The following is a 13,160-nucleotide window of genomic DNA, read 5'->3' as shown; positions in this document are numbered from 1 at the left end:
TTTAATATAAGTTTTTTCTTTTATATAGCGTCATCATCATTTACCGCACGAAAAGTTGTCCATCCAGTATTAATTGTCGCTCCTTTAAATTTCTTCAATAAATTTTGTCCGCTGAATCCTTTTTCAATTAAATCGCCAACAACTGCTCTGCAAATCATCAGGGATTTTATGAACTGGTTTAATGAGAAGACCACCATCGACTAATTCAACCATTACTTCTTCCATCATAGTATTTAAAGTTTATATAGCTTTTTTCTCAAGTTTGAAAGAGGTTGTATAGAAAAGGATTCTTCATATCAATTGAATAGTATGAGTTTTAAATATTTCTAGATTAATTATGGATTAAATATCCTAACAAGGCATAACTTAACAGTAACACTTACTTGTAAGCGCTTTAGAGTGGTGTTTAAAAAATATAGGGGGATTAGTAGAAATGTATAAAAATAATGGGGTGAGAAAGTTATGAGTGGACTAAAAAAATTACTGTTTGTATCAATGATGTTTATTTTAGTTTTAGGTACCTTAGCTGCGTGTAATAATACAAAAGAAACTGTAAAGGAAAAGGAAGTTGATCCTCCGAAAGAAAAGAAGGAGGAAACAACGACTGTCGAGTTTTGGACGATTTCTCTTCAACCGACATTTAATGATTACTTTAATGATTTAATAGCTAATTATGAGTCAGAGAATCCAGGTGTAAAAATTGATTGGAAAGACTTCCCGTATGACGCAATCCAAAATAAATTGTTAACAAGCATTGCGAGTAAGCAAGCACCGGATGTTGTCAATTTAAATACTGAATTGGCAAGTCAAATGGCTTCAAAAGGTGCATTAACAGACTTTAATAAACAATTAACAGAAGAACAGCGAAGTATCTATTTTGACGGAATCTACAATTCTACAGTAGTTGATAATGGTGCATATGCATTGCCTTGGTATACAGGAATTCCAGTGCTTTATATCAACACAGACTTAGTAGAAAAAGCTGGACTAGATATAAAAGCTCCTCCACAAACAAAAGCAGATTTGGCTAACTGGGGGAAACAAATTCAAGAAAAAACGGGTTCTTTCGGTTATGTTTTCACGATGGAAACGCGCTCTATTCTTGAAGAAGGGTTCAAAGTGGCTGAAGGAGGAAAAGCTGCATTTAATAATGATGAAGTAAAAGCGTATATCCAAAGCAATATAGAGCTAATTAAAGATGGGGTTATTCCTAAAGATATTCCTGCATTCGCCCAACAAGTTCAACTATTTGGTAGTGAGCAAGTAGCGATGATGATCTCGAGTTCATCATTTATTAATCAATTAAAAACGGCTTCACCAGATGTATACAAGAAAACGATTGCCGTGCCAGCACCACTTGGAAAAGCAGGTATTCGTTTTACGAATTCTATGAATCTAGTTGTACCAAATGCTTCTGATAATGCTGAAGCAGCAACTGCATTTGCACACTATGTAACAAACGACGCAAATCAATTGGCTTTCTCTAAAGTAGCAAATACGCTGCCTTCAACGAAAGCAGCTGCGAAGGATGAATTCTTCTATCAAAACGATGGAACATTAGAGGGACAAGCAAAAACAGCATCTGTTGAAAGTTTAGATAAAGCGTCAGACTTTTACCTAGGTATTGAAAATGCGAATGATGTAAATAAAGCCTTTAATAAGCGCCTGCAAAATATCTATATTAATGATCAAGATCTTAATACTGAATTGGATGCAGCTGAAAAAGAAATTAACGATATCTTAAGTCGCTAAAGAAGAAAAAATGAATGGGTAGATGTGTTTCTACCCATTTTCGATAGGAGTGGAGCCCTTTGAAACAGAAAAGAGTTGCAAAATTAAGTAGATTTTCAGAGGTCCAAACAGCATGGTTATTTATGGGTCCAGGATTAATATTGCTCGCTCTTTTTACCTTTTGGCCCATTATTTATAGTGTCCCTCTAGCCTTTACAAATTATTCGGTGATCGATGAAACAAGTTTTGTAGGCTTTGAAAACTTTAAACGGGCATTTTCTGATGTCAATTTTATTGCATCTGTTAAAAATTCGCTGTTATACATGATTATTGTTCCTTTTATTCAAATTTTATCGATACTTATGGCGATATTAGTCAATCGAAAAATAGCGGGGATTAAATTTTTCCGAGCTGCCTTTTATATTCCCGTCGTTACTTCGATGGTTGCGGTTTCGATTATTTGGGGATGGTTAATGAGTTCAAATGGGGTTTTGAACTACATGCTACTGTCTATTGGTATTTTAAATGAAAAAATCAATTGGTTATCTGATAAGGACACAGCACTTTGGGCATTAATGTTTATTACCCTGTGGAAAGGGTTGGGCTATTATATGATGATTTATCTTGCAGGCTTGCAGGCAGTTCCTACAGACTGCATTGAGGCAGCGAAGATTGATGGGGCAAGCAACTTCCAAGTCATTAGAAAAATCACCATACCTTTATTAAAACCATATGTGTTTTTCTGCACATTGATTTCCCTCATGTCAGCGATACGTGTGTTTGATGAAGTATTTGTCCTAACATCTGGGGGGCCTGGGAATGAAACGTTAACGAGTAGCCTCTATATTTACCAACAAGGATTCGAAGTATTTGAATTTGGCTATTCATCCGCATTAGGGTTAATTATTAGCTTTATTATTATGTTCTTTAGTATTTTCATCTTCCTATTTAATAAGAAGGGTGGTGTAAATCCATATTGATGGATAAAGCGATGAAAAATAGAAAAGTACTAAAAGCGATTCAAAATAAATTCCTTATTTATATCCCGTTAACACTATTTGCTCTTTTGATGATGGGACCATTCCTTTGGTTATTAAGTGTTTCGTTAATGCCTGGAAAAAATGTATTTGCTTTTCCACCTGCTATATTTCCTACATTTATTGACTTTAAAAATTATGTAGATGTTTGGCGGTATATGGATTTTCTTAAATACATATGGAATACAGTCATTATCACATTTTTTGGTGTGGTATTCAGTATTTTATTATGTAGTTTAACCGCATATCCATTAGCTATCTTTAAGTTTAAAGGGAAGAATATTATTTTTGTAGCGTTGATTGCTACGATGATTATCCCTGCCGCTGCGGGTCTAGTTGTCAATTATTTAACAATAAATAAGCTCGGTTTAATCAATACATTTACTGGTGTGGTACTTCCAAGCCTCGTAACCGTTTTTAATGTCTTTCTATTTAGGCAGGCATTTATGGGGATTCCTAGCGATATTAGGGACTCTGGAAAGATGGATGGTGCCTCTGAATTTCGTATTTGGTGGCAACTAATGATGCCGATGATAAAACCAGCGATTGCTGTTGTTGCCTTATTCGAATTTATGGCAAGTTGGAACAGTTTTTTATGGCCAATTATTGTATTGAATACAGACAAGTATCCATTAGCTTCTGCTTTAAGTACCCTAAATGGACAGTTTTCTTTTAACTTTGGATGGATAGCTGCTGGGACAGTGATCTCTGTTCTTCCGATTATTATCGTATTTTTGTTAACTCAAAAATACTTTATGGAAGGCATTTCAGGTGCTATAAAAGGATAGCTGATCTGCTAATTTTAAAAACGTCAATTACGGGGGTATACATGCAAAAAATTGTTTATGTTCCATTAGATGAGCGGCCATGTAATTATTCTTTTCCAAACTTTTTAACTGATCAAACGGAAGTAAATCTCGTACGCCCTAGTTTAAATTTAATGGGGGAGAAAAAGAAACCAGGAGACACGGAACAACTATGGGATTGGTTATATAAGGAGTCAGTGGATGCAGATGGTCTTATTCTTTCAATAGATACATTATTATTTGGCGGGATTATCCCTTCAAGACTGCATCAACTGTCGTTAGAGAATTGCGAAAAAATACTAAATAAGCTTTCGAAAATCAAAGCTTGTAACCCAAAAGTAAAAATATATGCTTTTAATCTTATTATGAGATGTCCTCAGTATTCTAGTAATGATGAAGAGCCCGATTACTATGAGTACTGGGGAAAGGAAATCTTTAGGTATGGCGAACTTTCACATTTAATATCTGCTAACCTCTCATCATTGGAGGAAAAAAAAGAATGTGAAGGATTAAAGTGTCAATTGCCTAAAGAGCATATTGAGGATTATTTAGCTAGAAGAAAGATTAATGTCGGTGTCAATCAACTTGTACTTGAATATGTAAGCAAGGGAATCATTGATTTCCTTATTATTCCGCAAGATGATTCGGCACCCTATGGTTGGACCGCTATGGATCAACAGGCAGTAAGAGGAGCTATTGCAACACATAATTTAGAACTAGATGTTTACATGTATCCAGGTGCGGATGAAGTTGGTTGCACTTTACTCGCAAGAATGTTGAATGCTTTTAAAGACAAGAGACCTTTGATTTATCCGGTATTTTCAAGTTTTCAAGGACCAGCAGTTACGCCACTATATGAAGACAGGCCATTATTTGAGACACTTAAATATCAAATAGTAGCCGCGGGGGGACTGATGACTACAAATATGCAAGATGCGAATCTTGTTTTATTTGTAAATACACCTGTAGAGCCAATGTTAGAGGCTGCTTGTCAAGAGGACCTAAGTACAACTTATCAAGTGAATCGAAATTTGATTGATTTTGTTGAACAACTCGAATTCACAGTGAAGAAACGAGCTATTCCTTGTATCGTAGCGGATGTAGCTTTCGCGAATGGTTCAGACTTAGAACTTATAAAACTAATGAAAAACAAAAAAATTCTTTTCTCATTAGCTGGATATGCAGGTTGGAATACAAGTTCAAATTCATTAGGAACATGCATAGCGCAGGGGATGTTTTACAATATTTTTGGAGAATCACAAGCCCATCGCAATTTTTTAGCATTGCGCTATGTAGAAGATGCGGGATATTGTAGCTATGTAAGAAATAATGTAACGAATAACAGACTACCTGAGCTTGGTTACAATTACTTCCGTGTGGATAGCAAAAAAGGTGTGGTTGCTAATATTGTGCAATCACAACTGACCTCATTTATACAAGAGCATCTAAGCGATGATGAAAACAGCATACAAATCAATGAATGTACGATGCCATGGAGCCGAATGTTTGAAGTTGGCTTGACTGTTGAATATATCAAAGGGGCAGGGAATGAGAAAGCTAGTGAATAAAGGGGTTGCTTCTATATGATTAAACAAGAAAATTCGGATGTTATCGTAATAGGTGGAGGACTTGGTGGTTGCATGGCAGCATTAGCTGTTGCCAAAATGGGCTATCAGGTCATTATGACTGAGGAAACAGATTGGTTAGGTGGACAGCTTACAAGTCAAGGAGTACCGCCAGATGAACATCGATGGATTGAAAGCTTTGGTTGCACGAGCATGTACCGAGAGTTTAGGAATCGGGTGCGTCAATATTACCGTGACAACTATCCACTCACTAAGGAAGCACAAGAAAATGATTTATTGAATCCTGGAAATGGATGGGTGAGTAGGTTGGCACATGAGCCTAAAGTTGCGCTACATGTCATTTCCGATATGCTGGCACCCTTTGTAAATAGCGGGAAAATAAAAATTTTATATAACTATAAACCGATAGAGGCAACAAAGGACGGAGATACGGTACAGTCCATCACAGTTGTACATGTCAATGAGTTAGCAAAAATTGAATTGAGTGGACACTATTTTTTGGATGCAACTGAATGTGGTGATGTCCTACCAATTGCAGGGGTTGAATATGTAACAGGTGCTGAATCTAGATCAATTACTGGAGAACCTCATGCTTTAGAAGAATCAAATCCGAAAGATATGCAGTCCTTTACTTATGTTTTTGCTGTTGATTATATAGAGGGTGGAAATTTTGTTATTGAAAAGCCAGAGCAATATGATTTTTGGCGTAACTATATACCAAAGTTCTCGCACCTTCCTTTATTTAGCTGGTATGCCGTAGATGCAAATGATACGACAAAATTAAAGGAATTCACATTATTCCCCAATGAACAACAGATACCCTCTTTGTTTACATATCGGAGAATACTGGATACTAAAAATATTGATGGAGCGCTATATGAGGGTGATATATCACTAATAAATTGGGCGCAAAATGATTATTTTCTAGGGCCAATTATTGATGTTTCTAATGAGGAAATGGAGAAGAACTTAAAAAATGCTAAACAACAAAGCTTATCCCTCTTATACTGGCTTCAAACAGAGGCGCCAAGATTAGATGGGGGAAAAGGTTTTCCTAGTTTAAGGCTTCGAAAGGATGTTATGGGTACAGAGGATGGGCTAGCAAAGTATCCATATATTCGAGAATCGAGAAGAATTAAAGCGATGCATACAATAACAGAGCAAGAAGTTAGTAAGGAAATAAGGGGTGACAAAGGCATTTGCACCTATTTCGATAGTGTCGGTGTTGGTAGCTATCATTTAGATCTACATCATACGACGGTAACGAACCGAAGCTTTTATATACCAAACTATCCTTATGAAATCCCGTTAGGTGCCTTACTACCTATCCGCGTAAAAAATGTAATTCCAGCTTGTAAAAATATTGGCACAACACAAATTACAAATGGCTGCTATAGGCTTCATCCAACAGAGTGGAATATTGGTGAATCAGCAGGGTATTTAGTGGCATTTTCTATGTTGAACCAAGTGACTCCTCATCAGGTAAGGCAAGAACAAAAGTATTTGAAAGCGTACCAAACGTTACTTAATGCTAATGGCATTCAGCTTCATTGGCCAGAGGAACTTGACTTATAAGGGGGAAGAACTAAATGGAACAATCGAATATTTTATGGGTAGATTTTTTAGCGAATGCTACTAGATTACTAGATGCTAATAAAATGAAAGAGTTAATCGAACATGCCCAAAATTGTAAAATAACGCATTTAGTAGTGGATGCGAAAATTCCATATGGATTTACAACCTATCCAAGTCAATTTGCCTATCATGTAAGCGAAATGAAAGATGAACAATATAAGAGATGGGAAGGCCGAGATTTTCTTCAAGAAATGATTGAACATGCTAAAGGGTCTGGTTTAAAGATTATTGCAAATGTTGATGTGTTTTCAGAAGGCAGTGGCATAAATAAAGAAGGAATGGTATTTAGCAGACCGGAGTGGAGGGTTACTCTCTATGATGAGGCATTTTCTAATATGCCAACAGCTTTGGAAAATCATAATGATCCGACCATTTTTGTCAATCCAATTCACCCAGAAGTGGAGGCTTATGAATTAACGATTATTCAAGAAATTATTAATCATTACGAAATCGATGGTATCGTATTAGATAGATGCCGTTATCCGAATATTTATGGAGATTTTAGCCGTTTAAGTAAAGAAAAATTTGGAGCTTATATTGAACAAAAAATAGAAAATTGGCCAACGGATATTATGACAGTTGAGCATAAAAAACCCGTTTTTGGTAAACTGTTCCCTAAATGGGCAGAGTTCCGAGCAAATAATATTAAGAATTTCGTTAAAAAAGCAAGAAATGTAGTGAAAACAAAAAATACAGATTTAATTTTTACTATATATGTTGGTTCGTGGTACCCACTTTATTACAATGAAGGTGTCAACTGGGGTAGTAAAACGTATCAGCCATCTTTCGAATGGGTTTCTGATACATACTGCACAGTAGCGTATGCAGAGGAATTTGATTTTATTATGACAGGCTGCTATTACCCAGAAGTCACGATTGAAGAGGCTAAAAACAATCAAAGACCAGCCAATTGGTACAGCGTTGAAGGGGCAATTGAAATGAGCAAAGAAGTGATTAATGGGCAAATACCTGTTATCGCTAGTTTGTATTTAAAAGATTATCAAGATAATGTCGAGCAATTTCTGAAGGCTGTAAAGTTATGTAAAGAACAAACAAATGGGGTTATGTTATTTGACACGATCTATTTAGAGGATTATCAATGGTGGGGCGAATTTGAAAGGTTCATAATGCGTTGAATAAAGGTCATAGTTTGTTCACTAGTCTTCATTTAAATAAAACGATACATTATACAGTTCTCACTATGTGTAATGATATAAAAAATGCGTATATAATATATGTTCAGGACGGATTTGACTATTTGGAATTGGGAAATTTAGAACAAGCCATGCTTCATTTAGTACGTGACAATCCTGAATTAGCACAGCATCTTGTGTTTGTGTGCATTCATCCTGGAGATTCGTTTGAAAGATGGGCATCATTTAGTAGCAAGGGGGCGCTTTTTTCGCAATATATTCGCTTTATGAACGACGAATTTATCCCCACTTTCGAGAAAAGGTTAAAGGTTGAAGTGATTTTAAAAAGAGGGCTATTAGGAGATTCGTTAGCAGGTAATATTAGTTTAAATATCGCATTGGAAAACCCGGATCGATGGACGCATTTAATGCTACAATCTCCTGCTGTGTCAATAGAGGATATAGGGCGAATAGGGAACATGAATCTTTCGGGGTGGCATGTATATCAAACGGTTGGTATATACGAGGACGAATTTATAACCCCCATGTCAAACTAAAAGTTATATATTTTGACGAGAAACCGTCAATTGTATAAATGCTTTCTTTTACACAGTGCAAATGTGAACTATAAAGAAACGCAAGATGAACATCTCTGGCGTGTTTGGGAAAATGATTTATTAAATGCATTAAGATTTTTTGTAATGTAGACCTCTGTGTGGAGCTGTTTTTACCGGAAATTGTGCTCCTCAGCGCTGATTTCGGAATTTCAATTTTTCAATTTTTAAAAATGTGTATTTTAAGTATTTAACTAACGGTCCAAGGGAGGAGTAGATTCCTTCTTTGGACCTTTAACTGGGAGAGTTTGTAATGAAAACGATTATACAAGGATTCTTTTGTACGCTGTTAATACATATAATAATTTTCATGTATACTTTTGGATGGCCATATATGAAAATGAAATTCGCCAAGCTAAATATATTTGGGAGCTATGTCGCTACAAGTCATAACGATATGATGATGGTCGGTTTTATTGGTTCACCAGTAGTTTTATTTAGCATCTCGTTTATTGGGGGAACAATCGTATGTAGTCTCATTATTATATTGACTAAAAAATTTCTTAATTCAATTGGGATTTTGGGACATAAAAAATAGTACACAAATCAACGCATTCATGGGGGGAAGTATGAAAAAATTAAGTTTGATATTCGCAAGTTTCATTTTTCTATTATTGACCGCCTGTAATAATGAAGATCCTACTATAGAAATTGAAGTAAAGATTGCTCCAGTTAGTGATGATGAATACAGTAATGTGGGTGCCACTAAAGATTTAAATGAACCAAAGCAAGAGGATTTTAAAGTACTTGAATATACACTCCATATGGAACATTCAGATGATGTAACAATTCGACAAATTGAAAGTTTTGATGATTGGAAGAACGTGCTGAATGGTATAGATGATATCGACCGTTATTGGTATGGAAGTGCTTCGTCACTCGATAATACATCTGAAAATTTTGCGGAATATTCCTATCAACTTGTCTATTATGCAAAAGGACTATCCCAAGGGGACATTAAGCAAGCGTTTAATAATTCAATAATTACAGTGGCTTGGACTGACGATGAAAATCAACAAATTGAAAAACAGTACAACATAGCAGAATTAATAGAGTTTAGTAAAAAATAAAAAACGTTACTTATTCTCATTAATCTTTTTCAACTCAAAATAGGTTGCTTCAAGCTGTAAAATAAGTCTTTCATTGTTCACGATAAAAAAATTGAAATTATATGAATGATTTTTATCGTTTGTAATGGTTATAGCTCTTATTCTATCAGCGGGTTTTAGTCCTAAGTTTCCTTCTAATCGATTGACTTTACTATAAAGCAAAAATACATTGGCATTCGAATAAATTGTATTAATAAAGATTTTGGGGTTTTTTATGGAATGCTGATACCATTTATAGTTAGTAATACCTTCCGACGAGAATAAATTTTTCGTTATCGTAATGTCGTCACCAATTATTTTTTGACCTTTTGGATATTCTGACGCATCATTGTATATATAATTAAATCCAAGTAATTTTTCAATTTTCCATGTGCCAAAGAGAAATTGTTCTAAAACTTTGTCTAATGGACTTTTTAGAGAACTAATTAGGGTAGCACCTTCAAAATCTTTGTGATTATTTGTAATCTTGTCTACTTCAGACGTTTTAGTTACACTTGATTGGGAGGTAGAAGATTTAAATTTCTTATCTAGTTGACAGCTGAAAGATAGAACCCCCAATATAATTATCACTAATAATATCTTTTTCATTTGGCACAACCTTTCTTGGTGTTATGTCAACCTGTTATGTATGCACTAGCCAAACTTGTACAGTGAGTGAATTGTTAGTTTGTGTAATATAGCTCATTTAATTCATTTTCATCGCTGCTCAAAAATTTGCTGCTATTATCCATCACGAACGAGAGTAATAATCCAATTTTCCGTAAATATAAAATTTAAGGTAGTTGCTAAAGGAAGTGAATTCGACTTCCTTTTTTTGTGCCTAGATATGCAGCATTCTACTGGATAGTGAGAAATATAAAGGGTTTATTACCTAATTTTTACATAATTTGAGTGTTGCGATATAATTAAGTATGTAAAGTTAGGGGGACCGGAGCATGCAATTTAAAATTTTGCTTGTGGAAGATGATGAATCGATTCAAGAAATGGTAGCGACCTATTTAACAAAAGAGGGTTTTACTGTAGAGACAGCTGCTGATGGCGAGGCTGGTCTGACTAAATTTTGGCAAGGGGCGTTTGATTTAATCATTTTGGATATTATGATGCCGAAAATGGATGGCTTAGAAGTTGTGAAGTTGATTCGTGAAAAAAGTGCTATTCCTATTTTAATGATGTCTGCGAAAGATTCAGATGTGGACAAGGCGATTGGATTAGGCCTTGGAGCGGATGATTATATTTGCAAACCATTTTCGATGATTGAATTAGCTGCGCGGGTGAAGGCGGGCATACGTCGTTCAACAAAATATTCAGCGCCATTACAGAAACAGGACGACATTATTCAAGTAGGTGATTTGAAAATAGATATAATCAACTATACAGTTTGGAAAAAAGACGAGATCATTAAACTCACTTCTAAAGAGTTTGAGTTGTTAAAGCTGTTTTCAAAAAATTGCAACCGCGTATTTACGAAAGCACAAATCTATCAGTATATTTGGAATGAAGAATATTATGGCGATGAAAATGTCATTAATGTTCATATGAGAAGACTGAGAGAGAAGGTTGAAGATGATCCCTCAAACCCTAAATATATAAAAACCTTATGGGGAATCGGTTATAAGATGGAAGTGATATAGTATGGTACCTTTTTTAATAATCATCATAATCATCTTGCTAGGTGTAGTTGTTTTTCAATATCACGTGCAGAAAAGTAAAAGTCAGAATTTAAATTATACATATGAAAAGCTGCAGGATATTGTAGAAAAACAAACAGGTGAAAAATTATTAGTGTTTACGGATGATGCACAATTACAAAAGTTGTTAGTGGCCATTAATCTTTTATTAGAAGCGAAGCAAAAAACACAGGCTGATTATTCAAAAGTAGAAATTTCGATGCGCAAGATGCTTGCAAATGTATCGCATGATTTAAAAACGCCGCTGACAGTTGTCCTTGGATATATGGAAATTTTGCATACAGATCACACTCTGAGTGAGGAAGAAAGACGAGCATTGCTAACAAAGGTGCAAACGAAAACAAATGAAGTGATAGAACTCATTCATAAGTTTTTCGACTTGGCAAAATTAGAATCTGGGGACAAAAAATTTGAGTTAACGAGAATCAATATGAATGAAGTATGTCAGCAAAATATTTTAGCATTCTATGATTTACTTACAGCAAAAGGATTTAGGGTCCAAATCGATATTCCAGAAAATCAATACTATACACTTGGCAATGCTGATGTGTTAAGTAGAGTGCTCAATAACTTAATCTCGAATGCCATTACATATGGGGATGATGGAAAAACACTTGGCATAACTTTAAGAAGTGATGAAAAGAATGTCTATATTGATATATGGGATAAGGGAAAAGGTATTTCTGAGTCACATATCGACAAAGTATTTGAACGGATGTATACATTAGAAGATTCGAGAAATCGCATATATCAAGGTAGTGGACTTGGATTGACAATTACGAAGCGGCTAGTAGAGGCACTAGGTGGTGAAATCCATCTCTCAAGTATTCCTTATGAAAAAACTATTTTTACGATTATGTTTAAGAGGATACAGTTTTAGCTTGAAAACGTAGTATTCTATTTTCAGTAGTATGATTATAGAATACTTGTCAATTGTAAGGGGGAAGAAATTATTATGAAAAAATTGTTTTTTAGTTTATTATTTCTGTTTATATTAAGCGCATGCTCGCAGGGAGAAAATATTGACACTATTGAGGATCAGGAAGAGAATGAAGTTTTTTCTATACAGGATGTGAAGATTCCGGATGTTATTTTTATCTCAGAAAAACGAAATAGTATAATTGACGAAGAAGAAATAAAATTAAGTATCAAAACATATCTAGATAGCTCTGAAGAATTATTTAATGCTAGAGAACCATTTCAAGATTATATAGATGAGGAAGAGGAATTCACTACAGAAGAACTAGAAAAGTTAGACAAAATTAGCAAACTTACAAAAGAAAATGATGAGAATTTTTCTAACTATATTTTAAATAATACATTGCCTGAAGGTTATGAAGAAGAGTCTAAGAGGATTAGTGGGTACATTACAGCTGTAAATGAGATGCTTCATGAAATAAATGTTATGTTCGATGATGTAATGAGTGACGCAAATGAAGGAGTTATTCCAAAAGTAAATCTTAAATCACTAATTTCTAATGTTGGAGCAGCAACTGGAAAAGAGCAGAAGAAAATAGAAGAATTTCTGGATAAGAAAAGTATTAAGACGAAAGCATTTGGCCGGGACGATTAAAAATTTTATTTAATCTTAAAGAAAAGATGAAACATCGTTAGAAATAAATGTTGTAAATCAAAAGCCTAATTCCTCATTTAAAAATGGGGATTAGGCTTTATATTTTCCTACTTAATTTACTTAAGAAATTCGTAAGGAATGGGTAAGAAAAAAGTAAGCCCGTAATCAAATAACGCATATAAAACGCCAGGCACCTCCGGTACGATAGACGTATCATTCAAAGGAGGTGCCATTCTTATGCTAACAAA

14 protein-coding genes are annotated in these 13,160 nt (G+C 34.8%); 12 read left to right on the top strand and 2 right to left on the bottom strand.

Going from position 1 to position 13,160, the window contains the following annotated elements; genetic code table 11:
* Nucleotides 1-20: 20 nt before the first annotated feature.
* Nucleotides 21-158 carry a hypothetical protein gene (locus ACQKIH_RS15045; protein ID WP_427767439.1) on the bottom strand — a complete coding sequence of 46 codons (138 nt, stop codon included), beginning with the start codon at nucleotides 156-158 and terminating at the stop codon, nucleotides 21-23.
* Nucleotides 159-462: 304 nt separating this feature from the next.
* Between ACQKIH_RS15045 and ACQKIH_RS15040 the strand changes: the two genes are divergently transcribed.
* The 9 genes from ACQKIH_RS15040 (at nucleotide 463) to ACQKIH_RS15000 (ending at nucleotide 9,612) form a co-directional block, all read left to right on the top strand.
* Entirely contained in the window at nucleotides 463-1,752 is a 1,290-nt protein-coding gene (locus tag ACQKIH_RS15040; RefSeq protein WP_427767437.1) for an ABC transporter substrate-binding protein, read from the top strand.
* A 59-nt stretch (nucleotides 1,753-1,811) separates the two neighbouring features.
* Complete coding sequence (locus ACQKIH_RS15035; RefSeq protein WP_427767434.1) at nucleotides 1,812-2,711, top strand: carbohydrate ABC transporter permease; 900 nt, start codon at nucleotides 1,812-1,814, stop codon at nucleotides 2,709-2,711.
* Nucleotides 2,712-2,722: 11 nt separating this feature from the next.
* A complete protein-coding gene (locus ACQKIH_RS15030; protein WP_236706837.1) occupies nucleotides 2,723-3,556 on the top strand; it encodes a carbohydrate ABC transporter permease in 834 nt (277 codons plus the stop codon).
* A gap of 41 nt (nucleotides 3,557-3,597) precedes the next feature.
* The gene (locus tag ACQKIH_RS15025) at nucleotides 3,598-5,142 is read left to right on the top strand and encodes a DUF4127 family protein (protein ID WP_427767430.1); all 1,545 of its coding nucleotides are present in this window, start codon (nucleotides 3,598-3,600) and stop codon (nucleotides 5,140-5,142) included.
* A gap of 15 nt (nucleotides 5,143-5,157) precedes the next feature.
* Nucleotides 5,158-6,735, top strand: coding sequence for an FAD-dependent oxidoreductase (locus ACQKIH_RS15020; RefSeq protein WP_427767427.1), 1,578 nt, complete (start codon nucleotides 5,158-5,160; stop codon nucleotides 6,733-6,735).
* Between the two features lie 14 nt (nucleotides 6,736-6,749).
* The gene (locus ACQKIH_RS15015) at nucleotides 6,750-7,931 is read left to right on the top strand and encodes an alpha amylase family protein (RefSeq protein WP_427767424.1); all 1,182 of its coding nucleotides are present in this window, start codon (nucleotides 6,750-6,752) and stop codon (nucleotides 7,929-7,931) included.
* Between the two features lie 65 nt (nucleotides 7,932-7,996).
* On the top strand, nucleotides 7,997-8,485 hold the full coding sequence (locus ACQKIH_RS15010; protein ID WP_427767422.1) for an alpha/beta hydrolase-fold protein: 489 nt from the start codon (nucleotides 7,997-7,999) through the stop codon (nucleotides 8,483-8,485).
* A 310-nt stretch (nucleotides 8,486-8,795) separates the two neighbouring features.
* Nucleotides 8,796-9,080, top strand: coding sequence for a hypothetical protein (locus ACQKIH_RS15005; protein WP_057987676.1), 285 nt, complete (start codon nucleotides 8,796-8,798; stop codon nucleotides 9,078-9,080).
* 31 nt (nucleotides 9,081-9,111) lie between these two features.
* On the top strand, nucleotides 9,112-9,612 hold the full coding sequence (locus ACQKIH_RS15000; RefSeq protein ID WP_057987678.1) for a hypothetical protein: 501 nt from the start codon (nucleotides 9,112-9,114) through the stop codon (nucleotides 9,610-9,612).
* Nucleotides 9,613-9,618: 6 nt separating this feature from the next.
* Here ACQKIH_RS15000 and ACQKIH_RS14995 read toward each other — a convergent pair whose 3' ends face one another.
* Complete coding sequence (locus ACQKIH_RS14995) at nucleotides 9,619-10,239, bottom strand: hypothetical protein (protein WP_427767420.1); 621 nt, start codon at nucleotides 10,237-10,239, stop codon at nucleotides 9,619-9,621.
* Between the two features lie 347 nt (nucleotides 10,240-10,586).
* On the opposite strand from ACQKIH_RS14995, the gene ACQKIH_RS14990 reads away from it, so the two are divergent.
* From ACQKIH_RS14990 to ACQKIH_RS14980, 3 genes are all read left to right on the top strand, one after another.
* Nucleotides 10,587-11,282 (top strand): response regulator transcription factor, encoded by a 696-nt coding sequence (locus tag ACQKIH_RS14990; protein WP_427767418.1) that lies wholly within the window; start codon nucleotides 10,587-10,589, stop codon nucleotides 11,280-11,282.
* A gap of 1 nt (nucleotide 11,283) precedes the next feature.
* Nucleotides 11,284-12,219, top strand: coding sequence for a sensor histidine kinase (locus ACQKIH_RS14985; protein ID WP_427767415.1), 936 nt, complete (start codon nucleotides 11,284-11,286; stop codon nucleotides 12,217-12,219).
* 75 nt (nucleotides 12,220-12,294) lie between these two features.
* Entirely contained in the window at nucleotides 12,295-12,912 is a 618-nt protein-coding gene (locus ACQKIH_RS14980) for an NDxxF motif lipoprotein (RefSeq protein WP_427767412.1), read from the top strand.
* The last annotated feature ends 248 nt before the right edge of the window (nucleotides 12,913-13,160 follow it).

The organism is Solibacillus cecembensis, assembly GCF_050272495.1.
Lineage (GTDB): Bacteria > Bacillota > Bacilli > Bacillales_A > Planococcaceae > Solibacillus > Solibacillus cecembensis.
This window is presented reverse-complemented; position numbering and strand designations above follow the sequence as displayed.